A 23,561-nucleotide genomic window follows, 5' to 3' on the forward strand; every position below is an offset into this window, starting at 1 on the left:
GTGGTCGTCGCGGGTGACGGAACGAGCCCGACCGTCGCCCCGAGGCCATGGCTAGGCTCACCCGCATGCCCGCACCCAGCGCTCCCAGTGCCCGCCCCGCCCTGTGGACGCGGTTGTTCACCAGCCTGACGGTGGCGAACTTCGGCGTCGCGATGATCTTCTACATGCTCACCTCGACGCTGAGCGGCTGGGCCCTCGACGAGCTGGGGGCCAGCCAGACCCAGGCCGGGCTGGTGGGCACCGCCTGGTTCATCGGGGCGATGGTCGCCCGCCTGGTGGCGGGGCGGATGGCCACCACGCTGGGGGAGCGGATCGTCGTAGTGGGAAGCACCCTGGCGATGCTGCTGGGCACCCTCGTCTACCCCTGGGTTGGCTCGGTCGCGGTGCTGCTGGTGCTGCGCTTCCTGCATGGCATCGGCTTCGGCATCGCCGCCACGGCGCTGACCGGCACCGCGCTCTCCCGGGTGCCGATCGAGCGCCGCGGCGAGGGGTCTGGCTGGTTCAGCCTCGGCCTTGCCCTGGCTACCGGGATCGGGCCCTTCGTCGGGGCGCAGCTGCAGAAGGGATCTGGCCAGCAGTCGGTATTCCTGGCCGCCATTGCCTGCGGGCTGGTGTCGGTGGTGAGTTCGCTGCTGGTGGCGCGCGGCATGTCACCGCGTGAGCGAAGGCGGGAACGGGAGCGCCTCACGCTGTCCGACTTCGTCGAGCCCGGGGTGCTGCCCGTGGCGTTGACGGTCGCCGTCTGCGCCATGCCCTTCGGCGCCATCCTCACCCTGCTCAGCCCCTATGCCCGCAGCGTCGGGCTGGGCGAAGCCGGCGGCTGGTACTTCCTGGTCTACGCCCTGGTGATCGCCATCTCGCGCCCGGTGGCGGGGATGCTCCAGGACCGCGTCGGCGACACCACGGTGCTGCTGCCGATGATGATCGCCATGGTGGCGGGGGTGCTGCTCACCGCCCTGGCCACCTCCGGAGCACTGCTGCTGGCCGGGGGAGCCTTGCTCGGCCTGGGCTACGGGACGCTGGTGCCCTCGGGCCAGACGGTCGCGCTCAACCTGGTCGGTTCGGCACGTGCCAGCCTGGGCGTCTCCAGCTACTTCCTGCTGGTCGACGCCGGCACCGGGATCGGCCCCTTCGTGCTGGGAGCCTTGGTGGAGCCGATGGGCTACCGGGGTGCGCTGCTGGTGGGGGCGGGCTGTGCCGTGGCCGGAACCTTGATGATGGGCGTGCTGCACCACCGCATGCGTCGCCGCCCCCGCGAGCGCGTCGCCTGAGGGGTCATGGGGCAGGGGCACGGACTCCCCTTCGCACGGGGGGCGCCGGGCCCAATCTGGCTGGATTCCTTGTCTGCTAGCGTCTCCTCAATTTCCCAACGGTGTGGGGGCAAGCGAGGGGAGCACGATGAGTGCTGTTGAGCGTGGCCGAGCCGGCGTCGGGTCTGTCGATGTCTGAGCTTGAGATCAAGGGGGTGTCCTACGTCTACCGAGGTGGGACCCCCGCTCTCAATGCCCTGGACCTCAGCCTCGATGAAGGTGTCGTGGGGTTGGTTGGCGCCAATGGGGCGGGCAAGTCGACGCTGATGCGCATGATTGCTGGTGCCCTGCCGCCGACGACGGGCACCGTGCGCATCGACGGTCGGGACCTCTATGCGTCCCGTGACCGCCGCAAGGCCCTGGGGCAGGTGGCGTGGATGCCCCAGACCCCGACGGCACCCGGCAGGGTGTCCGTGGTGGACTTCGTCGCCTACCTCACGTGGCTGCGAGGATTCTCGCGCAAGGAAGCACGCCAGCGGGCCGACCGTGCCATCCAGCAGGTGAATCTCACCCAGGCTGCGCAGGCGCCGATGAACAGCCTGTCTGGTGGGATGGTGCGCCGCGCCTGGCTGGCCCAAGCACTGGCCTGCGAACCGACGATCCTCCTGCTTGATGAGCCGAGCACCGGGCTTGATCCACGGCAGCGCGCCACCATGGTGGAGCTGTTGAAGAAGACCTCGGCGAAGCTGGTGATCTTGTCGAGCCACTTGCTGGAGGACGTGGTGGAACTCACCGACCGCGTCATCGTCCTTGATCGCGGACTGATCGTCCATGACGGCTTGCCCCCGGACAGCGGCAACCCCTCGTGGCTCCTCGACCTCATTCCGGACACGGACGACCGGCCATGATGGGCATCCAGATGTGGACGCGGGCCTGCTGGAAGTTCCTGGTGCCCGCGATGCTGGCTGTGCAGGTCTTCTGCATGCTCAACGCCCAGTCGGTCGACAGCACCTCCCTTCCGGCCTGGGCCCTGGACTGGTCCTGGATGCTCTCGCTGTGGAGTGGGGGGACGCTGCTGCTGTCACCGGTGGCCGCGGCAGCGGTGGTCCTGTTGATCCACCGCGCCTGGCGTGACCCGGTTGATGCGCTGGTAGGGGGCCTGGCCCGGGCGCCGCGCAGTCGTCTGGACATCCTCGCCGCGGTATACCTCATGGGAGTGGCCGTTCAGGCAGTCACCTTGGCCTTGGGGAGCGCGCTGTGCGTCATTGGCCATGCGAATGCGACCGGGGTCACCCTCCCCTGGCAGCTCCTGACGGGCCCGGCGGCACTGCTGGCAGCAGTGTGCCTGGGAGGTGTGATCGGGGAGTACTGGAAGGACCCCTGGGCCGTGCCGGTGACGGCGATCGCGATCTTCCTCTCGCAGAACGTCTTCTACGCCGAAGGCTATCCGGAGCTGTTGGCCACGGAGGCGGCCGGCTGGTTCATGACCGGCTACCGCCCGATTCCCGGTCATTTGGCGGCGACGGTCGCGGCCAACATCCTGATGGCGGTCGGGTGCTTGTGCCTGCAGATGCGACGGGTGCCGATCAGGGCACTGCGTCGACACTTCTGGTGGATGGTGGCGATCTGCTGCTTCGTGGGGATTGGCGCCGTCTTCGAGCCCTCCGTGGCGCGTCAGGCAGTGGACACCTACGAGGAGATCAGATGAGCGTCGGGGTGGTGCTGCGCCTGCACCGGATCCCGCAGTTCTGCATCGGTCTCGGACTCGTCATCCTGCTCGCCAGCCTCTTCCGGCAGCCGCTGAGCATTCCCGGGGCAGACGGCATTCGCATTGCCCAAGAGATGTTCATTGCCTTCACCCCTGCGCTCCTGGGGATCTGCACTGTGCCCCCATTGGGTGAGATACGCTCCACGACCTTGCGAGGGCCACAGGTCGACGTCGCGGTGAACAGCATCTTCGTCTTGGGATCGACGATCCTCTGCGCGTGGCTGTGGCACAGCTCTGGTGCGCAGTGGGGTGCGCTCCACTTCGAACTCTTCTTGAGCAGTGTCCTGGTGGCCTCCACCATCCTGACGACACGTCGGTGGGGGGCATCGGGGCTGGTCCTTTCTGCCGGGGCGGGGGCAGTCCTGCTCATGTTCTGGGATGGGCTTGCCGGGCTGATGGGATTCCAGGGCTTCTCCAACCGCTACGGCATGGTGCATCAGCACACCTCGGTATGGGGTCTGGTTGCGCTGTTTGTAGCGGGTGCAGCCGTCGTCTTCGCCATTGCCGTCGATCCCCATCGGCCCTTGGCCCACGCCCAGTCCTGAGCCGGACCCTGCTCTTGGTCGAGCCCGTCAGGATGCCCGCCGACTCCGCACGTCGAAAGCTCACTGGGCATGCGCTCCACCGGGCGCCCGGTCGTTCCTCGACGTGCACAGTGGCCGCCGGCCCGCCACCCAGGAGCCAGCGCCGTGGCCAGCGGCAGGAATGGTGCGAAACCCCGCGCACACGGCCTGTACCATGGACGACGACCGCAAGGCCGTGATGGGGCCATCACCCCGGAGCTGCCGGAAGAACAGTCGAGAACCGACCCACTAGACCCGGCTGCGGCGAGCAAGAGTGGAATCCGTCGTGCACGGGTTCAAGGAGGGTGGTACCGCGGGTCGCCCGGAGAGTCTCCGGATGCCTCGTCCCTTCGTCAGGCCAGACGACGAAGAGGATCGCGATGAGCACCGACCAGACTCCCGACGCAGCCACCAACCGGGGCGCGCGCCAGTACAACAGCGTCCCTGCCCAGATCGACCTGCCGGCGATGGAGCACGAGGTGCTCGCCCTGTGGGAGCGCGAGCAGACCTTCGACAAGACCCTCGAGGCCACCCGCGACGGAGAGCCGTGGACCTTCTACGAGGGCCCCCCGACGGCCAATGGCCAGCCCGGCACGCACCACATCGAGGCCCGCGTCTTCAAGGACGTCTTCCCCCGCTTCAAGACGATGCAGGGGCGGCGCGTGGACCGCAAGGCCGGCTGGGACTGCCACGGCCTGCCGGTGGAGCTGGCCGTCGAGAAGGAACTGGGCATCGACTCCAAGGACCAGATCGAGGACTTCGGCGTCGAGGCCTTCAATGCCAAGTGCCGCGAGAGCGTCAGCCGCCACGTCGGGCAGTTCGCCGAGCTCACCAACCGCATGGGCTACTGGGTGAACATGGACGAGGCCTACTGGACGATGGCCCCCGAGTACGTCGACAGCGAGTGGTGGGCGCTCAAGACGATCTTCGACAAGGGCCTGCTGGTGGAGGACTTCCGCGTCGCCCCCTACTGCCCCAATGACCAGACCGCGCTCAGCGACCACGAGCTGGCGCAGGGCTACGAGGACACCGTCGACACCACCGTCTTCGCCCGCTTCCCGCTCACCAGCGGTCCGTGGGCGGGCAAGGCCGACCTGGCGATCTGGACCACCACCCCCTGGACGCTGGTGGCCAATGTCACGGTCGCCGCCGGCGCCGAGATCGAGTACTGCATCGCCCGCAAGGAGGGCGAGACCCCGGTCGTGATCGCGGTGGAGAACGTGCCCACCGCACTGGGGGAGGAGTGGAGCGTCGGCGAGACCTTCCTGGGGCGTGAGATGGAGGGCTGGACCTACCAGCGCGCCATCGACGTCATGGAGCAGCCCGGCAAGGCCTGGTTCGTCGTGCTCGAGGACTACGTCGCCGTCGGTGAGGGCACCGGCCTGGTGCACCAGGCCTACCCCTTCGGCCAGGACGACTACGAGAGCAACAAGCGCCACGGCGTCGAGTTCGTCAACCCGATCGGCCCCGACGGCTGCTTCACCGAGGGCAATGGCTTCGTCAGCGGCCTGTTCTTCAAGAAGGCCGACCCGGTCATCGTCGAGAAGCTGCGCGAGGACGGCCTGCTGCTCGGCACCCTCGACCACGAGCACCCCTACCCGCACTGCTGGCGCTGCCACACCCCGCTGATGTACTACGCGATGCCCAGCTGGTACATCCGCACCACGCAGCGCAAGCAGCAGCTGATCGACGAGAACGAGCGGACCAACTGGTACCCCGAGAGCATCAAGCACGGCCGCTTCGGCGACTGGCTGGAGAACAACATCGACTGGGCGCTGAGCCGCAGCCGCTACTGGGGCACGCCGCTGCCGGTCTGGCGCAATGACGCCGACCCCACTCGTGTGGTCTGCGTCGGCTCGCGCGCCGAGCTGGCCGAGCTGGCGGGGCGTCCCGAGCTGGCCCAGATGGACCCGCACCGTCCCTTCGTCGATGAGGTCACCTTCACCCTGCCCGGCGAGCAGGGCACCTACCGTCGCGTGCCCGAGGTGATCGACGCCTGGTTCGACTCCGGCTCGATGCCCTTCGCCCAGTGGGGCTACCCGTGGGTGGAGGGCTCCAAGGAGAAGTTCGAGGCCAACTACCCGGCCGACTTCATCTGCGAGGCCACCGACCAGACCCGCGGCTGGTTCTACACGCTGATGGCGGTCAACACGCTGGTCTTCGACCAGTCCAGCTACAAGAACGTGCTGTGCCTGGGCCACATCCTGGCCGAGGACGGCCGCAAGATGAGCAAGCACCTGGGCAACATCCTGCTTCCCATCCCGTTGATGGACAAGCACGGCGCCGACGCGGTGCGCTGGTTCATGGCCGCCTCCGGCTCGCCGTGGGCTGCCCGTCGCGTCGGTGACACGACGATCACCGAGACGGTCCGCAAGGTGCTGCTGACCTACTGGAACACCGTCGCCTTCCACGCCCTGTACTCCCGCGCCAACGAGTTCATCCCGGGGGGAGCGATCCCCCCGAACCCCCCTGCGCTCGGCACGGCATTGGATGCTGCTTCTTCGTCGCAGCACGCCGACGGAGCCTCGCAGTCGGTGGTGCCGGTGGCGGAACGCCACGTGCTGGACCGCTGGCTGGCCAGCGCCACGAACCAGCTGGTGCTGGACGTCACCGAGGCGCTGGAGAAGTTCGACACCCAGCACGCCGGCAGCCGGATCGCCGCCTTCGTCGACGAGCTGAGCAACTGGTACGTGCGCCGTAGCCGTCGCCGCTTCTGGGACGGTGACCCGTCGGCCCTGACCACGCTGCACGAGACGCTGGAGGTGCTCACCCGCCTGATGGCGCCGATGGTGCCCTTCATCACCGAGCGCGTCTGGCAGGACCTGTTCGTGGCCACCGATCCCCAGGCGCCGAGCTCGGTGCACCTGGCGCGCTGGCCCGAGGCGGACACCTCGCTGGTGGACCCGCTGCTGGAGCGTTCGATGGAGCAGACCCGCCGCCTGGTGGAGCTGGGCCGAAGCGCCCGCGCCGAGGCCCGGGTGAAGACCCGTCAGCCGCTGGCCCGGATGCTGGTGCCCAGTGCCGCCCACGCGCAGCTGGACGAGTCGCTGGTGGCCGAGATCGCCGCCGAGCTCAACATCGGCTCGATCGAGTCCTTCAGCTCGGCCGGCGACGTGGTCGACTACTCGGCCAAGGGCAACTTCCGGGCCCTGGGCAAGCGCTTCGGCAAGCAGACCCCGCAGGTGGCCAAGGCCATCGCCGAGGCCGATGCCGCCGAGCTCGCCGCCAGCCTGGCCGCGCACGGCACGGCGACCGTCGCCTTCGACGGGGGAGTCGAGGTGGGCCCCGACGAGGTGATCGTCACCGAGCGCCCGCGTGAGGGCTGGAGCGTGGTCAACGAGCAGGGCGAGACGGTGGCGCTCGACCTGCAGCTCACCCCCGAGCTGGTGCAGGCCGGCCTGGCCCGCGACGTGATCCGCTTCGTGCAGGAGACCCGCAAGGGCTCCGGGCTCGAGGTGAGCGACCGGATCAGCCTGCAGTGGTCGGCCACCGGCGACCTGGCCGAGGCCATCCGCGCCCACCAGCAGCTGATCGCCGACGAGGTGCTGGCCACCAGCATCGGCGAGGGCGAGGCTGCCGACGGCTGGGTCGTCGAGTCCGACCTGGGCCTGCAGGTGCGGGTCGCCAAGGCCTGATCGCACCCTCCTCGCACACGGTGCCCCGCCGGTTCTTCGGCGGGGCACCGGCGAGTCCGGGATGCTGCGGGGCATCGCGGGGGCGTGACAGGCTGGGGGGCATGCAGATCACACCAGACCGTCCCATCCGTTGGGGAATCGCCGGACCCGGCCGGATGGCCGAGGTCTTCGTCAAGGACTTCGCCCACGTGGAGGGGGCGGTCGTCCAGGCCGTCGGCTCGCGCAGCCAGGAACGCGCCAGTGCCTTTGCCGAGGCCCACGCCATCCCCACCGCCCACGGCAGCTACCAGGAGCTGTGTGCCGACCCTGAGGTGGACGTCGTCTACGTCGCCACCCCGCACCCCCAGCACAGGGACGTCGCCCTGATGGCGATTGCCCAGGGCAAGGCCGTGCTGGTGGAGAAGTCCTTCACCGCCACCCTGGCCGGCAGCCGCGAGGTCGTCGAGGCGGCCCGTGCCGCCGGCGTCTTCTGCATGGAGGCGATGTGGACCCGGCTGCAGCCGCTGACCCGCGAACTGCACCGCATCATCGAGACGGGCGAGATCGGCACCGTGCGGGCCGTGCAGGGAGACCTGTTCGCGCAGCGCGACTACAACCCCGACGACCGCCTGTTCGCCAAGGAACTGGGCGGCGGTGCCCTGCTCGACCTGGGCGTCTACGTGCTCAGCTTCGCGCAGGACTTCCTGGGGGATGCGAACCAGATGCAGGTGACCGGCGCGCACTATCCCAATGGGGTGGAGTCGCAGGCCGCCATCGCCCTGGGCTACGAGTCGGGCGCGATCGCCAGCCTGGCCGTCTCGCTGGAGGCCGCCGGGCCGGGTCGCTTCGCGATCACCGGCGAGCGTGGCTGGATCGACGTCAAGCCCCGCTTCCACCACCCCGTCGAGGCCGTGGTGCACGTCAAGGGCGGCGAACCCCGCACGGTGCGCGCCGAGGCCAAGGGCACCGGCTACAGCCACGAGATCGACGAGGTGAACCGCTGCCTGCGTGCCGGGCTCACCGAGAGCCCGGTCCTGCCGCTCGACGGGACCTTGGCCGTGATGGCCCAGTTGGAACAGGCTCTTCATGCCCTTGGCGTAGAGCAGCACGAACAGGGCATCTGATGGGGGATGATGGAGCCATGAACATCACCGTTGCACTGAAGAACGAGAAGAAGCGTTACGAGGGTGCCGTCGACGGCCAGCGGGCCGGTTTCGTCACCTATGAGCCCGAGGGCGATGTCCTGGACCTGCAGCACACCGAGGTGGACGACGAGTACGCCGGCCAGGGCGTCGGCACCGAGATGGTCAAGCAGACGCTGGACCTGATCCGCGCCGTGGACAAGAAGGTCAAGCCGAGCTGCCCCTTCATCAAGAAGTTCATCGACGAGAACGCCGAGTACCAGGACCTGCTGGCCTGAGTCCTCGCCCCGGCCAGCGGCCGTTGACTGCACCGACCCCTGTCGCCGCCCACCCGGGCAGCGGCAGGGGTCCGGTCATCTTCGGGGCTCCCACAGGACGGATGTCAGCGTCTCGACAGGTGGCGCTGGCTAGAGTGGTGCACGGCTCCCAGACCGGGGCCGACAGAGCTGGAGGTGTCATGGGACGGATCGTCCAGAAGTTCGGTGGATCGTCGGTGGCCGACGCCGCATCGATCAAGCGCGTTGCCCGCAGGGTCCTCAACGCCAAGCTGGCAGGCCACGACGTCGTCGTGGTGATCTCCGCGATGGGTGACACCACCGACGAGCTGATGGACCTCGCCCTGCAGGTGAGCCCCCAGCCGAAGCCGCGAGAGCTCGACATGCTGCTCACCACCGGAGAGCGCCAGAGTGCCGCGCTGCTGGCGATGGCCCTGTCCGACCTGGGCGCCGAGGCCCGCAGCTACACCGGTTCGCAGGCGGGCGTCATCACCACCGGCACCCACGGTGACGCACGGATCATCGACATCACCCCCGGCCGCATCGAGCAGGCCCTGGGGGAGGGCAATGTGGTGATCGTCGCCGGATTCCAGGGCGTCAGCCAGAACACCAAGGACGTCACCACCCTGGGGCGTGGCGCCTCCGACACCACCGCCGTCGCGCTCGCGGCCGCCTTGGGCGCGGAGTACTGCGAGATCTACTCCGACGTCGACGGGGTCTTCACCGCCGATCCGCGCATCGTGCCCGGAGCCCGGCACATCCCCGAGATCTCCTACGAGGAGATGCTGGAAATGGCCGCCAACGGCGCCAAGATCCTGCACCTGCGCTGCGTCGAGTACGCGCGCCGGGAGAACGTCCCCGTCCACGTCCGTTCGTCCTTCTCCGACAAGCCCGGCACCTGGGTGAAGGACCTGCCCGCCCCGTCGAACGACACCGAAGGAAGCACCATGGAACAAGCACTGATCACCGGCGTCGCCCACGACCGCTCCGAGGCCAAGATCACCGTCGTCGGTGTTCCCGACCGTCCGGGTGAGGCCGCCGAGATCTTCGACACCATCGCGCGCGCCGAGATCAACATCGACATGATCGTGCAGAACGTCTCCCAGGTGGCCAGCGGGCGCACCGACATCTCCTTCACCCTGCCCAGCAACGACGGTCGCAAGGCGATCGACGTGCTGAACATGATGCGCGACAAGATCCAGTTCAACGAGCTGCTCTACGACGACCAGATCGGCAAGGTCTCGGTGATCGGTGTGGGCATGCGCTCCCACCCCGGCGTCACCGCCACCTTCTTCCGCGCGCTCAGCGATGCCGACGTGAACATCGACATGATCTCCACTTCCGAGATCCGCATCTCGGTGGTCGTCGATGCCGACCACGTCGACCGGGCGGTCCAGGCAGCCCACACCGCCTTCGGGCTCGACGCCGAGGGCGAGGCCGTCGTCTACGCCGGCACCGGCCGGTGACCACGTCTTCGGGGGGAGACGGGTCGACGGCTGGAGGTGAGGCGCCCGACGGTGGAGTCGGGCCCCACCATCGAGTCGCGTCCGACACCGACCGGACCATGGTGATCGGGCAGGTCGACCATCCGTGCAGGGGACGCTGGGAGGTCACCGTCGACGGGCCCGCGAGCCTCGACGAGCCCCCGAGCCCTGACGAGGCGGCGACGGATCCTTCCCAGGAGCCCGTCGTGGAGCCCGAACCGGCCACGCCAGCGGCCCCGTCCGGCCCGTCGGTGGGACGCTCCAGCGCCCTGATGGCGGCCGGCACCCTGGTGAGCCGCATCCTGGGCTTCGTCCGCAACTTCTTCTTCGCGGCGGTGGTGGCCACCTCGCTGGCGGCCGATGCCTTCAATGTCGCCAACACGATGCCCAACTACCTGCTGACGGTGCTCAATGCCGGCATCCTGCAGGCGGTGCTGATTCCGCAGATCACGGCGGCGATGAAGCACGAGGACGGCGGGCAGGAGTTCGTCGACAAGCTGTTGACCGCCGCCTTCGGTGCCATCCTGGCCCTGACGGTGGTGGGCACACTCATGACGCCGTGGCTGATCCGTTGGACCAGCGACCTTCCGCCGGCGGCCACGCACCTGAGTATCCTGTTCGGCTACATCTGCCTGCCCCAGGTGCTCTTCTACGGCCTCTACTCGGTGCTGGGCAATGTGCTCAATGCCCGTGACCGCTTCGCCGCCTTCATGTGGGCGCCGGCGCTGGCCAACCTGGTGCAGATCGCCGGCCTGGTCGCCTTCCTCGTGCAGTGGGGTGAGCAGACCGATCCCAGGCGGTGGAGCCCGGTGATGGTGTGGACGCTGGCAGGCTCCACCACCCTGGGCATCGCCGTCCAGGCGCTGGTGCTCATCCCACCGCTGGTGGCCAGCGGCTTCCGCTACCGTCCCCGCTTCGGCCTGCGCGGCTCCGGGCTCGGCTCGGCCTCCAGGATGGTCGGCTGGACCCTCACCGCACTGTTGGTCGCCCTGGCTGGCGGGATCGTGGTGCAGAAGGTGCTCACCGCCGTCGTGGAGCACGCCAGCAAGAGCGGCCCTCCCGTGGGTGGCCTGACCTCCTACAACTTCGCGATGCTCGTCTTCACCCTGCCGCACGGCCTGGTGACGGTGAGCATCATCACCGCGCTCTTCCCGCAGATGACGCGCGCCTGGCAGGCCGACGACCTGAAGCAGATGCGTCGCCTGCTCACCCGGGCGCTGTCGATGCCGGCGGTGCTCATCATCCCGGCCAGTGTCGGCATCCTGGTGCTGGCCGAGCCCATCGTGCACGTCCTGCTGCGGCTGCCCGAGCGCAGTGCCCAGCCCGTCGTGCTGGCCCTGCAGATCATGAGCTTCGGGATCTTGGGCTACGGCTTCTCGGTGCTGCAGCAGCGCTACTGCTTCGCGCGCGAGGCGGGTCGCGAGAACCTCGCCTACCAGGGTTTCCTGACCGCCATCCAGGTGTCCTTCGCGCTGGGTGCGCTGTGGTTCGCCCCGGCGCACTGGGTGCTGCCACTGGTGGCCGTGGGCCTGGTGGTGGGCAACTGGGCCCAGTCGCTGGTCTTCATCGCGGTGGCGCGACGCCAGATGGGCGGCCTGCGCCTGACCGGCGTGCTGCGGCTGTGGACGCGGCTGGTGATCGCCTCCGTGCTGGGTGGCGGCACCGCCTGGCTGGTGGTGCACGGCATGAGTGGTTTCGGCCGCTCCTGGACCCTCTCGCTGGCCACCTGCGCGCTGGCTGGCCTGGCCTTCGGGCTGGTCTACCTGGCGGTCTCGAAGCTGCTGCACATCCGCGAGGTGGACGAGGTCTTCAACCCGATCCTGCGTCGGCTGCACCTGGCCCGCTGAGACAGAGCGGGCCGAGGTGGCATCACGGCCCTGGTGCCAGCCCCGTGCTGGTGCCAGGGGCCGTCTTCGTGTGCGGAGCGTTCTTGTACTGGGCGGTTCGAACCGCCCAGTACAAACAGAAAGGCCCCGGATTGCGTTTCCGGGGCCTTCCTTGATGCAAGTCCCGCTCGGGGGTTCGGGGCTTGCGATGCGGGAACAACACTCGGGGGGTTGCTGTTCCGTTGTGTCGATGACGCTCGGGGGTTCGTCATCTGTTGACAACTCTATGGTGGTCGTCTGACCGAGTCAACGCAGGAGGGGCCTTCTGCAGCTCTCGTTCAGTTGTTAAGTTTTAAGTCGTGGATGGTGAACTTGAACGTGCCATCCCTGCGGGGGTGGAACTTGGGCCACTGTGGCTGGGCCGGGGCCCGTCCAGAAACCACGTCCTGAGGGGCTCTCATTGCGCCATCTGCATCGAGGCCTGTTCTCGATGTGGTTTGCGGACGGGGCTCAAGAATCCTGTGAACCTTGCGCTGCTGCTGGCCCCGGGTTGGGAATGCCCGGAAAGGACAAATGCGTGGGTTTCCGAAGAAACCCACGCACTGTGTGCTGGTCGGGGTGACAGGATTTGAACCTGCGACCTCGTCGTCCCGAACGACGCGCGCTACCAAGCTGCGCCACACCCCGGCACTTGTCTGGCCCGAAGGCCGTGGACCACTCTATACCCACTGAGGAGTGAAGGCCAATCCCCGTGCAGCAAGGACCAGTGCCGGTTACGGTGCCCCTCAGCGGGCGACGAGCGTCAGCAGCGTGGCCTCGGGGCGGCAGGCGATCCGGTAGGGCGCGAAGGGCGACGAACCCAGCCCGGCCGAGACGTGCAGCCAGCTGGTGTGGGGTTCCCCGTCGGGTCCGACGGCGGTGTGCGTGCTGAGTCCCTTGACCCGCTCGGTGTCCAGGTCGCAGTTGGTCACCAGCGCCCCCTTGAAGGGCAGGCAGACCTGTCCGCCATGGGTGTGGCCGGCGAAAACCAGGTCCATGCCGTCGGCGGTCATCGCGTCGAGCAGGCGCAGGTAGGGGGCGTGGGCGACGGCGACGTTCAGGTCCACCCCATCCTCGGCCGGCCCGGCCACCAGCGAGTAGTCGTCCTTGCCCAGGTGTGCGTCGTCGGTGCCGCGGAAGGCGATGCGTCGCCCCGCCACCTCGAGGGTGGCGCGGTGGTGGTTCAGGTCGGCCCAGCCGCGGCTGGTCATCGCGGCCCGCAGGTCCTCGTAGGGCAGCTCGGCGGTGGTGTGCTTCTTCACGTTCGACGGCCCGGCCAGGTACTGCGCCGGGTTCTTGAACTTCGGCATCCGGTAGTCATTGGAGCCGAAGACGAAGACGCCGGGCACGTCGAGTAGACCGCCCCAGGCCTCCAGCAGGGGCGCGATGGCCTCGGGGGAGCAGAAGTTGTCGCCGGTGTTGACCACCAGGTCGGGCTGCAGCTCCTGCAGGGCGCTGATCCAGGCCAGCTTGCCCTTCTGGCGCGGCAGCAGGTGGATGTCGCTGAGGTGCAGCACCCGGATCGGCTCCTGCCCCTCGGGCAGCACCGGAACGTTCACATGGTTGAGCGTGAACTGCTGCGCCTCCCACAGGCCATAGCCCAGGGTGGCGGCGCCGGTCGCGACGGTGGCGGCGGCAAGGCGTGTCGGTGGGCGCATCAGTTGCTCTTCGTGGCGGTGGGTTTGCTGGTGGGCTTCTTGGTCACCTTGATGGTGGTGGTCTTCTTGGCCGTGGGCTTGCTGGTGGCCTTCTTGCTGGTCTTGCTGGTCTTGCTGGCCGTCGGCTTGCTCGTCGCCTTCTTGCTCGTCGCCTTCTTGGTGGGCTCCGAGGTGGCCTTCTTGCTCGGCTTCGGCTTCGGCTGGGGGCGGGGACCGTTGGAGATCACGAAGGTGATCGGACGGTTCACCGACCGGATGCCGCTGCTGGGGTAGGAGTACAGGAAGGTGCCCTCGCGGTAGCCGCTGTACTCGTAGGCGATCTCGGTGGAGAAGCCGGCTGCTTCCACCTTGGCCATCGCGTCCTTCATCGTCAGGCCCTTGGTGTTGGGGATGGTCGCCTTCTTGCCCTCGATCACCTCACCGCTCGGCTTGTGGAACTTCGTGCGGGGCTCACCCTCGAGGGCGGCCCTCATCGACGCGCGCCAGATCTTGCCTGCGTCACCGGAGCCCGAGCCCGACAGGACGTGGCATCTGCCGCTGTAGTCGGTGCCGTGGACGCAACGGCCGGTGATGGAGCGGCTCTTGCGTCCCTTGTACTGGTCCGACTGCTTGTCGGCGGCGATCATCGAGACACCGGCCATGTCGGGGGTGTAGCCGGCCAGCCACACCGCCTCGGCCGAGTCGGTGGTGCCGGTCTTGGCGGCCTGGTCACGGCCGTCGCCCAGGTTGGCGGGGCGGGCGGTGCCGCTCTCGATGGTCCTCTGCAGGATCTGGCTGACCCGATCCGCGACGCGGGGGTCGATCGTCTGCTTGCAGTTGGCCGAGGGGACGGGGGCCTTCTTGCCGGCCTTGGTGGTCACCGACTTGATGATGATCGGATCACACCGCACGCCACGGTTGGCGAAGGTGGCATAGGCCTGGGCCATCGACATCGGGGTCACCTCGACCGGGCCGAGGGTGAAGGAGGGCACATGGTCGTAGCCCGCATTCATGTTAGGAGCCGGGTCCTTGATCAGGTCCTTGCCGTCGGCGCGCTCCACGCCCGCCGCCTGGGCCATCTTCACCACGTCACAGTTGCCGACGGCACGCTGCAGCTGCACGAAGTAGGTGTTGACGGAATACATGGAAGCCTGGGTCATGTCGAAGTTGCCCGACCGAGTCGAGTTCTTCGGGGCGTAGGGCGGTGAGACGAAGGGGCCGTCACAGGAACGAAAGGTCTGCCCGGTGAAGTCCATCGGCGACGGAGAGTTGTAGCGACGCTCGGGAGAGATGCCCTTGTTGATCGCCGCCGCGGCGGTGAAGACCTTGAAGGTCGATCCGGCCTGGTAGCCCTCCGCGCCACCCAGGCCGCGGTTGACCGAGTAGTTGAACCAGGTCTCGCCGTCCTTGTTGCCCAGCTTGGTGCGGTTCTGCGCCATGGCGACGACCAGCCCGGTCTTGGGCTGGATCAGCACCGAGGTGGAGATGAAGGGGTCGGTGGGCGCGACCACGCGGGCCACGGCCTTCTCGGCGGAGCGCTGGGCCTTCGGGTCGATCAGCGTCTGGATCGTCAGGCCGCCGCGCTGCAAGGTGTTGAGTCGCTCGTCGGAATCCTTGCCGAGCGACTTGAACTGGTCGCTGAGCAGCACGCTGCGCACGTACCAGCACAACGTCTGGAAGGGGGAGTCGGTGCAGTCATTCTTCGGCTTCTGCACCTTCGACTTGTCGAAGCCGGTCTTCTTCGCGGCCTCGGCCTCGGCCGGGGTGATCTTCCCCAGCTGCACCATCCGGTTCAGCACCGTGTCACGGCGCTTGAGCGCCAGCGTCTCGTTGTTGATCGGATCGGTGGCGGCCGGATTCTGCACCATGCCGGCCAGCAGGGCCGCCTGGGGCAGGGTGAGCTTGTCGGCGCTGGTACCGAAGTAGAGGCGCGAGGCGGCCTCCACGCCGTAGGCGCCGGCACCGTAGTAGGCGATGTTGAGGTAACGCTCCAGGATCTGGTCCTTGGTGAGCTTCTTCTCCACGGCGACGGCATAGCGCAGCTCGCGCACCTTGCGGGTCAGCGTCTGCTCGGTCGCCTTGGCCGCGGCCTCTTCGTCATTGTTGTACTTGGCGGTCTCCACCTGCACCTGCTTGACGTACTGCTGGGTCAGCGTCGACCCGCCCTGGGTGGAACCCGAGGCAGAGCGCAGGGCGGCGCGGGCGGTGCCGCGGAAGTCGATGGCGCCGTGCTCGTAGAAGCGGTCGTCCTCAATGGCGATCTGGGCCGTCTGCATCATCGGCGCGATCTTGTCCAGCGGCACGTAGACGCGGTTCTCGTTGTAGAACTCGGCCAGCACGCTGCCGTCGCTCATCAGCACCTTGGAGCGCTCGGACTGGGGGCCGATCTCGAGCTCGGCGGGCAATGACTCCAACGAGTTGGCGCTGGCCTTCACCACGGAGCCGCCCAGCCACGCATAGGGCAGGATCAACCCGGCGACCAGCAGGCCACAGATCACACTGAGCGCGGCGAACCATCCAAGGTGGTAGGCATTGCTGCCCGGCTTGCGTGGAGTCATGATTCCTAGACTACGTGAGGTCGTGCCGTCTGCTGATGAGCGCACTGCCTGCTGGCGCAGGAAAACCAAGCTCTGTCATCCGGCTTTGCCCTGCATCCAAGGAAAGCAGCCCATGTCCGAGGGCTGGATGCTGTTGTCAGGCGGCGCGTCAGACGCTAGTTTCGGGGGCACTGCCAGGGGTATTCCCTGATGGCAGGGGTATTCCCTGATGGTTCTTCCTCGCGTCGAAGGGAGTGAGGTCAATGTCGACCCACGAGGTGGACGACTGGACGCTGCTCGCCCGGTGTCGCGGCATGGAGGATGCCCTCTTCCCTGACAGCAGGGACCAGAAGCGCATCCGCGATATCTGCCATGACTGCCCCGTGCGCGTCGACTGCCTCGCCGAGGCCCTCGACAACAGGATCGAATGGGGTGTGTGGGGCGGCCTCACCGAGCGGGAGCGCCGCGCCCTGCTGCGCCAGCGGCCCGACGTGAAGAACTGGCAGACCGTGCTGGAGAAGAACGAGTCCAGCTCCCGCAAGGAGGCAGAGCGCCGCCGCCGCGAGGTGCACCTGCTCGGCGCCGAGCAGGTCCCGCCGGTGGCCGACACTGTCTGAACCAGTTTCCTCCTGAATGGGCACAGGGCCGCACCGTCGATGACGGTACGGCCCCGGCCACGATGGCCCTTGGTGTGCTCAGGCGGTTTCGCAGACCAGTTCCACCTCGACGCAGGCGTCGATCGGCAGGCTGGCCACGCCGACGGCGCCACGCACGTGGACGCCCTGCTCGCCGAAGACCTCACCGAAGAGCTCCGAGGCGCCATTGGCCACCCCCGGCTGCTCGGTGAAGTCGGGCGCGGAGGCGACGAAGACTGTGATCTTGCAGATGCGGGTGATGGCGTCGACGCCCCCCGCAACCTGGGCCGCGGCCGCGAGCGCATTGAGTGCCGCGATGCGGGCCTGCGCCTTGGCCATCTCGGGCGTCACCTCGGCACCCACCTTGCCGGTGAGCTCGAGCTTGCCGTCGATCAGCGGCAGCTGGCCGGAAGTCCACACCTGGGTGCCGACCTTCGCGGCGGGCGTGTAGGCGGCCAGCGGCGTGGCCACGGGCGGCAGGACGATCCCCAGCTCGTCGAGCTTCTCGCTGGTTCTCATCACTTCTCCTCGGGCAGCGGGCGCTTGAAGTAGCCGACCAGCGTGTCCGGGTTCGGGCCGGGCACGAGCTGGACGAGCTCCCAGCCGTCCGCTCCGAAGTTGTTCAGGATCTGCTGGCTGACATGGCTCAGCACGGGGGCCGTGAAGTATTCCCACTTGGTCATGCGGCAAGCCTAGTCGCCAGCCCGTCCTCGTGCGGGCCCGGCACCTGCCTCCACGTCCCACTTCCCGAGGGGGGCCTCAGTCGGTGCGGGCGCGCAAACGGGCGATGTCGCGCAGCACCACGGTACGACCGCTCATCAGGATCCACTTGCGGGCCGCGAAGTCGGTGAGCACCTTGTTGACCGTCTCGCGGCTGGCACCGACCATCTGCGCCAGTTCTGCCTGGGTCAGGTCGTGGTCCACCTCGATGCCATGCTCGGTGGGCACGCCGAAGCGATCGCCCAGGGTGAGCAGCAGGTTCGCCATCCGGCCCGGCACGTCGCTGAGCACCAGGTCGGAGATCCGGTCATTGGACACCCGTACCCGGTGGGCCATCTGGTGCATCATGGCAGCGGCGACATCGTGGTTGGTCTCGATCAGGTCCAGCACCGGCTGGCGCTCCAGGTGCAGCAGACTGCAGTCGAGCATCGCGGTGGAGGTGGTCGAGCGCTGCCCGCCGTCGAGCACCGAGAGCTCGCCGAAGATCTCCCCGGGGCCGATCAGCGAGAGCAGTGACTCGCGCGGCGCGGGAATCGTGGGCCGGCCGCGACGGTTCACCGCCACATGCGGCTGGGGCTGGCGCGAGGGGCGGGTCAGCTTCACCTTGCCGGTGATCAGCACGTACAGGCCGGTGGCCTCGTCGCCACTGCGGAAGAGCACCTCGCCGCGAGTCAGCGTGATGGGACGCACGGCCCGTTCCAGCGCTTGACGGGACTGCGTCTCCAGACGCTGGAAGAGCGGTAGCCGAGCAAGGATGTCTTCGTGCATGTCGTCCTCTCTCGCCGACGAATCCTGTGCATTCATGCTAGTGACGCCCCCAATGGCATATGGCAGAGGTCAAAGCATCTCAGTTGCTGAAGTCCCAGTCGAATCGGGGGTCATCATGCCGCGCCGGGGCACGCCGGGCTGGGCCACAGGCCGTGCTGGGTAGGCTGGCCGGGTGGGAGCATCCAGGAGGACGACGGCACCGGCCGAGGGCCTTGAGGCGCTGCAGGAGCGGGCCCAGCAGATGAACCGCCTGCTGGCCGAGTGCTACCCACAGGCCCGCTGCGAGCTCGACTTCACCGACCCCTTCCAGCTGCTGGTGGCCACGGTGCTCTCGGCCCAGAGCACCGACAAGCGGGTCAACAGCATCACCCCGGCCCTGTTCGCACGTTTCCCCGATGCCGTCGCGATGGCCGCAGCCGACCGCGAGGAGGTGGAGCAGATCATCCGCCCCACCGGCTTCTTCCGCGCCAAGACCGATTCGCTGCTGGCGCTGTCGGCACGGATCGTCGACCAGTACGACGGCCAGGTGCCCAGTACCCTCGACGAGCTGGTCACCCTTCCCGGGGTCGGCCGCAAGACCGCCAATGTGGTGCTCGGCAATGCCTTTGGTATTCCCGGCATCACGCCCGACACCCATTTCCTGCGGGTCACGCGACGCATGGGCTGGACCACCGCCACCCGCCCCGACCCGGTGGAGCGTGAGGTCGGCGAGCTCTTCGAGCCTGCCGACTGGGTGCAGCTGTGCCACAACGTCATCTGGCACGGGCGTCGCCGCTGCCATGCCCGTCGCCCCGCTTGCGGGGCCTGCCCCGTCGCCACGCTGTGCCCCGCCTTCGGTGAGGGCGAGACCGATCCCGTGATTGCCGCCACGCTCGTGAGGGAGCCCCGAGGATGACCCGTCGACAGCCCGCCCACCGCCCGCTCGCGGTGGCAACCGCCGCCCTGACCCTGCTCGCCGGGGGGTGTACGGCCACGCCGGAGCCCTCTGTGCCGCAGGTCACCGTCGGGGGCACGCCCGACAGCCAGCGCTCCTTGGCGCCCGACGAGGTGCTGGGAGCGCGCCAGCAGGCCGGCATCGAGGCGTGCCCCGCCAGCGACCTGGACGCGAAGGCCGTCGAGGGCGGCCTGCCCGCGCTCACGCTCGACTGCCTCGGTGGTGACACCAGGGTGAACCTGGCCGGGCTGCCCACCGGCAGGCCCCGCGTGGTGAACCTGTGGGCCCAGTGGTGCCAGCCGTGCGAGAAGGAAGCTCCCGCCTTTGGGGAGGTTTCGAGCCAGGCAACGGGCAAGGTCGACTTCCTCGGCATCAACTATGCCGACCCCTTCACGGGCAAGGCGATCGACTTCGCCATCAAGTACCAGACCCTGTACCCACACCTGTCCGATCCTGACCGGGCTGGCCGCGGCCCGCTGCGGGCCCCGGGCCCGCCCGTCACGCTCTTCGTCGACGCCAACGGCAAGGTCGTCCACCGCGACGCGACCGCCTACGAGTCGGCCGACGCGCTGCGCGCGGACATCAAGAAATACCTGGGGGTGCAGGTGTGAGCCAGCCGCTGGGCCCCATCACGCCGGTGCTGGCCGATCCCCGGTCGCTGCCCCCCGAGCTCGTCGGCCTGACCAGCGCGCTCAGCAGCGATCCCGAGGAGATCCAGCGGCGTGTGACCCACCGGCGCCCCACACGTGAGGGATCGCGGCGAGCCTCGGTGCTGGTGATGATCGGCACCGAGGACTTCGACATCACCTTCACCGAGCGCGCCCACACCATGCGCAAGCATCCGGGCCAGATCTCCTTTCCCGGTGGCTCGCTGGAGCCGGGGGAGGGGGCCGTCGAGGCCGCCCTGCGGGAGGCCTGGGAGGAGATCGGCCTGGCGCCCTCCCGTGCACAGGTGATGGGCCGGCTGCCGGCGGCGCACGTGCGGGCCAGTGCCTTCGACGTCGCCGCGATCGTCGCCGCCTGGGACGGGGAGGCCGACAATGCGGTGGTGCCGGTGGATGCCGCGGAGGTGGCCGCCGTGCACCGCTACCGGATCGAGGACCTGGCCGACCCGGCCAATCGCGTCACCGCCGTCCTGCCCCAGGGCTACTCCGGGCCCGCTTTCACCATGGGGGAGATCTTCATCTGGGGCTTCACCGCCCACCTCACCGACATCCTGCTCGATCTGGGCGGCTGGAGCCGCGAGTGGGACAGCACCCGCGAGGTGCCGGTGCCGCGACGCTTCCTGCGCGACTGACGTGCGCGGGGCATCCGCCGAGCAGACATCGGCCTCCGACCGTGCCGGCTGCACAGGGTCTGGTGCATGGCATGACCGGTCCATGACGTGACGAGGGGCCGCATCCCCGGTGGGATGCGGCCCCTCGTGGAGCTGCTGGACCAGCCCGCGATCAGTTCTTCGCGGCGATGTCGGCGCGAGTGGCGCCGCCGAAGCCATCGCCAGTGGCATCACTGCCGGGCTTGGGAGAGCCGTCCTTGACCTGGCTCACCTTCGCGGCCGCGGCATTGGCCAGGTGGGTGGCCTTCTCGCGGACGGCCTCGGTGCGGCTGCCGGTGCGGGTGGCGGCATCGTCGTCCTTGGCGGCGCGACGGGCGCTCGACAGGCCCTTGCGGTCGCGGATGTCGGCCTCCACCTGGTTGACGCCATTGGTGAGCGAGCGCTTCACGGTGTCGATGGTGGTCTTCGCCTCGGCGATGGCCTGCTTGGGCGGCTGCACGTCCTTCAGCTTCTTCTTGCCGATCAGGGCGAGGATGCCGGCCAGGATCAGCAGGACGACGGCCACGGTGACGAAGCCCAGCGCGCTGGCGGCCAGGACGCCCCAGCCGAACAGGTGCGAGTACAGCAGGCCGAAGCCCAGGCCACCGGCCAGGAAGAGCAGCGAGGCCGCATTGGCGCCCAGATAGCCGGCGGCACCGAACATGCCGCCGCCAACGCCAGCAGCCTTCGCCGCGGGGGCGATCTCCGCCTTCGCTAGGGCGATGTTGTCGTTCACCGCGGACTTGGTGTCGACGACGAGGTTGTTGACAAAGGTTTTCGGATTCTGCCGTTCGGCCATGCTCAGCTCCTCAAGGTGTGCTGCGTTCTCGTCCAGCCTAGTGCTTCTTCGTCCAGCAGGGACATCGTGTCAGCCCTCAGCGGACTCCGGGGCGTGGAAGCGGTTGCGTCGCGACAGCAGCAGGCCACCCACCACGGCCGAGAACAGGGAGGCGGCCAGCACCGCCGCCTTGGCGCTCTCGGCAGTCGACGGATCGCCCGGGAAGGCCAGGTCGGCGATCAGCAGCGAGACGGTGAAGCCGATACCGGTGAGCACTGCCAGCGATGCGACATCGCCCCACCGCACCCCCGGGGCGAGTTCCGCGCTGGTGAAGCGGGCGGTGAGCCTCGCCGTGATGTACACGCCCAGGAACTTGCCGCAGAACAGGCCCAGCAGCACGCCCAGGGCTGCCGGCTCGGTGACCAGGGAACGCATCATCTCCTGCGTCACCGGCACACCGGCGGCGAAGAAGGCGAAGATGGGCACCACCAGGCCCGCCGACCACGGCTCCACCGCATGCTTCCAGCGGTCGAGCGTGTCGTGCGTCTCGTGCTCATTGGTGCGGGTCACCAGGCCGAGCGCGACGCCGGCGATGGTGGCGTGCACCCCGGAGCTGTGCATCAGCCACCAAGCGGCCAGCCCCAGCACCAGGTAGGGCAGCACCGCGTTGACCTCGCGGCGCTGCAGGAACCAGAAGACGGCCACACAGGCCAGCGCGCCGGCCAGCGGCAGCAGCGAGATGCCGCTGGAGAAGAAGACGGCGATCACCAGGATCGCGCCCAGGTCGTCGACGATGGCCAGGGTCAGCAGGAAGGCGCGAAGACCGCTGGGAAGGTTCTTGCCGACGATGGCCAGTACCGCCAGGGCGAAGGCGATGTCGGTGGCCATCGGGATGGCCCAGCCGCCCAGCTGCCCGCCACCGGACACGGCGATGGCGACGTAGACCAGGGCGGGCACCACCATCCCGCCCAGCGCCGACAGGATCGGCAGCAGGGCGTCGGCGGGGCGGCTCAAGGAGCCCTCGACCAGTTCGCGCTTGAGCTCGAGTCCGGCGACGAAGAAGAAGATGGTCAGCAGGCCGTCGGCGGCCCAGTGGTGCAGGTCGAGCGGGCCCAGCTGCGTGTGCGACAGGTCGGTGTAGAAGTCGGGCGCCACGTTGGCCACCAGCAGGGCCAGCACGGTGGCGACGAGCATCAGGATGCCGCCGGCGGTCTGGCCGCGCAGGATCTCGCGCAGGTGGATGCGGTCGGCCTCGCGGCCGGGGCCGAAGGCGATGCGGGGGCGGCGTTGGCGCGTGGCTCCCGAGCCAGTGGGGCGGTCCTTCCCGGAACCGGGCGGGGTGGGCGTGGTGGCGTCGGTCATGGCATTTCCCTGGGGTCGTCGGACAGGACGCCGACCAGACTTCCCGGCACACCAGTGGTGAATTCTACCGGACGCGGGAGGTTGCCCGCGCCAGCGCGCCCTGCCCGGGTCCCCGTCGGGTCACAGGGGAATGATCAGCCCGGTGTCGTGGATCTCGATGGGGGCGGTCAGTTCCACGTGGTCCACCCAGGCCCTCCAGACCTGCAGCTGGTAGGGCAGCTTCAGGTCGCCGGCTCCGGGGGCAGCAGCATCGTAGAGCGCCGCGGTCTCGCCGAGGACCATCTCGCGCATCTCGTCGTCCAGGGCGGCCACGCCCTTCTGGGAGCGCACCATCTGCAGCAGCCCCGCCCGCGAGACCGGCCGCCAGATGCGGAAGCTGCGGTGCTCCACCTCGGGGAAGTACTTGCTGGTGGCCAGGGCCTGCACCGACTCGTGGCCGTAGCGGCCCTGCATCGCCTCGGGGTCCACCTGGCGCAGCAGCTTGACCAGCCGGCGCACCCACGGCACGGAGTCGTCGCGGGTCAGGTAGGAGGCGCAGGCGACGCCGCCGGGGCGCAGCACCCGCGCGATCTCGCTCAGGGCGCGGGCCGGCTGGAAGCGGTGGAAGACCTGGTGGCAGGTGACCGCGTCGAACTGGCAGGGGTCGAAGGGCAGCGACTCCGCCGCGGCGGCGAGGGCAACCATCCGTCCGTCGGCCTGCAGCCGCCCCACCCGGGCCAGGTCGCGGTCGACGGCGAAGACCTGGTGGCCGTGGCCGGCCAGCAACGAGGGCAGCGCAGCCCCACCGCCGATGTTGAGCACGCGCGCGCCGGACTCGCCGGCCATCCAGTCGATGGCCTGGCGCGGGAACTGGGTGCGCTGGGGGGAAGGCATGGACTCCACTCTATGGGGTGGGGTGCAGGGTGGGGCCCGGT

Annotated in this window: 20 protein-coding genes, 1 tRNA gene and 1 pseudogene; 13 read left to right on the forward strand and 9 right to left on the reverse strand. The window is 68.7% G+C overall.

Translation table 11 applies throughout. The annotated features are described in order from the left end of the window. Nucleotides 1-65 precede the first annotated feature (65 nt). The 9 genes from ACYVKA_RS11625 to murJ all read left to right on the forward strand — a co-directional run bounded on the left by ACYVKA_RS11625 (nt 66) and on the right by murJ (nt 11,943). The gene (locus ACYVKA_RS11625; protein WP_460705589.1) at nt 66-1,271 is read left to right on the forward strand and encodes an MFS transporter; all 1,206 of its coding nucleotides are present in this window, start codon (nt 66-68) and stop codon (nt 1,269-1,271) included. 170 nt (nt 1,272-1,441) lie between these two features. Continuing rightward, nucleotides 1,442-2,158 (forward strand): ABC transporter ATP-binding protein, encoded by a 717-nt coding sequence (locus tag ACYVKA_RS11630; RefSeq protein WP_460705591.1) that lies wholly within the window; start codon nt 1,442-1,444, stop codon nt 2,156-2,158. Then, nucleotides 2,155-2,958, forward strand: a complete 804-nt coding sequence (locus ACYVKA_RS11635) for a hypothetical protein (protein ID WP_460705593.1) — start codon at nt 2,155-2,157, stop codon at nt 2,956-2,958. Before ACYVKA_RS11630 ends, ACYVKA_RS11635 begins: the two co-directional genes overlap by 4 nt. Next, on the forward strand, nt 2,955-3,563 hold the full coding sequence (locus ACYVKA_RS11640) for a hypothetical protein (protein ID WP_394276353.1): 609 nt from the start codon (nt 2,955-2,957) through the stop codon (nt 3,561-3,563). The genes ACYVKA_RS11635 and ACYVKA_RS11640 overlap by 4 nt, the downstream gene beginning before the upstream one ends. A gap of 398 nt (nt 3,564-3,961) precedes the next feature. Further along, a complete protein-coding gene (ileS, locus tag ACYVKA_RS11645; protein WP_460705595.1) occupies nt 3,962-7,216 on the forward strand; it encodes an isoleucine--tRNA ligase in 3,255 nt (1,084 codons plus the stop codon). Nucleotides 7,217-7,317: 101 nt separating this feature from the next. Beyond that, nucleotides 7,318-8,319 carry a Gfo/Idh/MocA family protein gene (locus tag ACYVKA_RS11650; protein WP_460705597.1) on the forward strand — a complete coding sequence of 334 codons (1,002 nt, stop codon included), beginning with the start codon at nt 7,318-7,320 and terminating at the stop codon, nt 8,317-8,319. A 17-nt stretch (nt 8,320-8,336) separates the two neighbouring features. After that, nucleotides 8,337-8,615, forward strand: a complete 279-nt coding sequence (locus tag ACYVKA_RS11655; RefSeq protein WP_394276908.1) for a GNAT family N-acetyltransferase — start codon at nt 8,337-8,339, stop codon at nt 8,613-8,615. A 179-nt stretch (nt 8,616-8,794) separates the two neighbouring features. Beyond that, nucleotides 8,795-10,078, forward strand: a complete 1,284-nt coding sequence (locus ACYVKA_RS11660; RefSeq protein ID WP_394276907.1) for an aspartate kinase — start codon at nt 8,795-8,797, stop codon at nt 10,076-10,078. Nucleotides 10,079-10,176: 98 nt separating this feature from the next. Then, entirely contained in the window at nt 10,177-11,943 is a 1,767-nt protein-coding gene (gene murJ, locus ACYVKA_RS11665) for a murein biosynthesis integral membrane protein MurJ (protein ID WP_460705599.1), read from the forward strand. Nucleotides 11,944-12,532: 589 nt separating this feature from the next. On the opposite strand, the gene ACYVKA_RS11670 is transcribed toward murJ, so the two are convergent. The 3 genes and pseudogenes from ACYVKA_RS11670 to ACYVKA_RS11680 all read right to left on the reverse strand — a co-directional run. Then, a tRNA-Pro gene (locus ACYVKA_RS11670) sits at nt 12,533-12,609 on the reverse strand. Between the two features lie 98 nt (nt 12,610-12,707). Beyond that, nucleotides 12,708-13,619 (reverse strand): metallophosphoesterase, encoded by a 912-nt coding sequence (locus ACYVKA_RS11675; protein WP_460705788.1) that lies wholly within the window; start codon nt 13,617-13,619, stop codon nt 12,708-12,710. A gap of 57 nt (nt 13,620-13,676) precedes the next feature. Then, nucleotides 13,677-16,156, reverse strand: a pseudogene (locus ACYVKA_RS11680) (transglycosylase domain-containing protein); the annotation flags it as partial. A 242-nt stretch (nt 16,157-16,398) separates the two neighbouring features. Between ACYVKA_RS11680 and ACYVKA_RS11685 the strand changes: the two are divergent. After that, entirely contained in the window at nt 16,399-16,752 is a 354-nt protein-coding gene (locus ACYVKA_RS11685; RefSeq protein WP_460705601.1) for a WhiB family transcriptional regulator, read from the forward strand. Between the two features lie 78 nt (nt 16,753-16,830). Here the strand turns inward: ACYVKA_RS11685 and ACYVKA_RS11690 are convergent, their stop codons facing one another. The 3 genes from ACYVKA_RS11690 to ACYVKA_RS11700 all read right to left on the reverse strand — a co-directional run bounded on the left by ACYVKA_RS11690 (nt 16,831) and on the right by ACYVKA_RS11700 (nt 18,258). Then, entirely contained in the window at nt 16,831-17,289 is a 459-nt protein-coding gene (locus tag ACYVKA_RS11690; protein WP_460705603.1) for a RidA family protein, read from the reverse strand. Then, the gene (locus ACYVKA_RS11695; RefSeq protein WP_460705605.1) at nt 17,289-17,453 is read right to left on the reverse strand and encodes a DUF4177 domain-containing protein; all 165 of its coding nucleotides are present in this window, start codon (nt 17,451-17,453) and stop codon (nt 17,289-17,291) included. Before ACYVKA_RS11695 ends, ACYVKA_RS11690 begins: the two co-directional genes overlap by 1 nt. Before the next feature lie 76 nt (nt 17,454-17,529). Beyond that, entirely contained in the window at nt 17,530-18,258 is a 729-nt protein-coding gene (locus ACYVKA_RS11700) for a Crp/Fnr family transcriptional regulator (RefSeq protein ID WP_394276041.1), read from the reverse strand. Between the two features lie 172 nt (nt 18,259-18,430). Between ACYVKA_RS11700 and nth the strand changes: the two genes are divergently transcribed. Genes nth through ACYVKA_RS11715 form a run of 3 tightly spaced genes read left to right on the forward strand, consistent with a single transcriptional unit; the run spans nt 18,431 to nt 20,489 of the window. Next, complete coding sequence (nth, locus tag ACYVKA_RS11705; RefSeq protein ID WP_394276042.1) at nt 18,431-19,153, forward strand: endonuclease III; 723 nt, start codon at nt 18,431-18,433, stop codon at nt 19,151-19,153. After that, a complete protein-coding gene (locus ACYVKA_RS11710; RefSeq protein WP_394276043.1) occupies nt 19,150-19,803 on the forward strand; it encodes a TlpA family protein disulfide reductase in 654 nt (217 codons plus the stop codon). The genes nth and ACYVKA_RS11710 overlap by 4 nt, the downstream gene beginning before the upstream one ends. Continuing rightward, the gene (locus tag ACYVKA_RS11715) at nt 19,800-20,489 is read left to right on the forward strand and encodes an NUDIX hydrolase (RefSeq protein WP_394276044.1); all 690 of its coding nucleotides are present in this window, start codon (nt 19,800-19,802) and stop codon (nt 20,487-20,489) included. Before ACYVKA_RS11710 ends, ACYVKA_RS11715 begins: the two co-directional genes overlap by 4 nt. Before the next feature lie 151 nt (nt 20,490-20,640). Here ACYVKA_RS11715 and ACYVKA_RS11720 read toward each other — a convergent pair whose 3' ends face one another. The 3 genes from ACYVKA_RS11720 to ACYVKA_RS11730 form a co-directional block, all read right to left on the reverse strand. Continuing rightward, on the reverse strand, nt 20,641-21,306 hold the full coding sequence (locus tag ACYVKA_RS11720) for a phage holin family protein (RefSeq protein ID WP_460705607.1): 666 nt from the start codon (nt 21,304-21,306) through the stop codon (nt 20,641-20,643). 69 nt (nt 21,307-21,375) lie between these two features. Then, the gene (gene nhaA / locus ACYVKA_RS11725; protein ID WP_394276046.1) at nt 21,376-22,647 is read right to left on the reverse strand and encodes a Na+/H+ antiporter NhaA; all 1,272 of its coding nucleotides are present in this window, start codon (nt 22,645-22,647) and stop codon (nt 21,376-21,378) included. Between the two features lie 120 nt (nt 22,648-22,767). Then, the gene (locus ACYVKA_RS11730; protein WP_460705609.1) at nt 22,768-23,520 is read right to left on the reverse strand and encodes a class I SAM-dependent methyltransferase; all 753 of its coding nucleotides are present in this window, start codon (nt 23,518-23,520) and stop codon (nt 22,768-22,770) included. Between the last annotated feature and the right edge of the window lie 41 nt (nt 23,521-23,561).

This window comes from Luteococcus sediminum, assembly GCF_054783495.1.

Coding starts and splice junctions, on each gene's coding strand:
- ACYVKA_RS11625 (WP_460705589.1), top strand. CDS start 66: ATGCCCGCACCCAGCGCTCCCAGTGCCCGCCCCGCCCTGTGGACGCGG.
- ACYVKA_RS11630 (WP_460705591.1), top strand. CDS start 1,442: ATGTCTGAGCTTGAGATCAAGGGGGTGTCCTACGTCTACCGAGGTGGG.
- ACYVKA_RS11635 (WP_460705593.1), top strand. CDS start 2,155: ATGATGGGCATCCAGATGTGGACGCGGGCCTGCTGGAAGTTCCTGGTG.
- ACYVKA_RS11640 (WP_394276353.1), top strand. CDS start 2,955: ATGAGCGTCGGGGTGGTGCTGCGCCTGCACCGGATCCCGCAGTTCTGC.
- ileS (WP_460705595.1), top strand. CDS start 3,962: ATGAGCACCGACCAGACTCCCGACGCAGCCACCAACCGGGGCGCGCGC.
- ACYVKA_RS11650 (WP_460705597.1), top strand. CDS start 7,318: ATGCAGATCACACCAGACCGTCCCATCCGTTGGGGAATCGCCGGACCC.
- ACYVKA_RS11655 (WP_394276908.1), top strand. CDS start 8,337: ATGAACATCACCGTTGCACTGAAGAACGAGAAGAAGCGTTACGAGGGT.
- ACYVKA_RS11660 (WP_394276907.1), top strand. CDS start 8,795: ATGGGACGGATCGTCCAGAAGTTCGGTGGATCGTCGGTGGCCGACGCC.
- murJ (WP_460705599.1), top strand. CDS start 10,177: ATGGTGATCGGGCAGGTCGACCATCCGTGCAGGGGACGCTGGGAGGTC.
- ACYVKA_RS11675 (WP_460705788.1), bottom strand. CDS start 13,619: ATGCGCCCACCGACACGCCTTGCCGCCGCCACCGTCGCGACCGGCGCC.
- ACYVKA_RS11685 (WP_460705601.1), top strand. CDS start 16,399: ATGTCGACCCACGAGGTGGACGACTGGACGCTGCTCGCCCGGTGTCGC.
- ACYVKA_RS11690 (WP_460705603.1), bottom strand. CDS start 17,289: ATGAGAACCAGCGAGAAGCTCGACGAGCTGGGGATCGTCCTGCCGCCC.
- ACYVKA_RS11695 (WP_460705605.1), bottom strand. CDS start 17,453: ATGACCAAGTGGGAATACTTCACGGCCCCCGTGCTGAGCCATGTCAGC.
- ACYVKA_RS11700 (WP_394276041.1), bottom strand. CDS start 18,258: ATGCACGAAGACATCCTTGCTCGGCTACCGCTCTTCCAGCGTCTGGAG.
- ACYVKA_RS11710 (WP_394276043.1), top strand. CDS start 19,150: ATGACCCGTCGACAGCCCGCCCACCGCCCGCTCGCGGTGGCAACCGCC.
- ACYVKA_RS11720 (WP_460705607.1), bottom strand. CDS start 21,306: ATGGCCGAACGGCAGAATCCGAAAACCTTTGTCAACAACCTCGTCGTC.
- nhaA (WP_394276046.1), bottom strand. CDS start 22,647: ATGACCGACGCCACCACGCCCACCCCGCCCGGTTCCGGGAAGGACCGC.
- ACYVKA_RS11730 (WP_460705609.1), bottom strand. CDS start 23,520: ATGCCTTCCCCCCAGCGCACCCAGTTCCCGCGCCAGGCCATCGACTGG.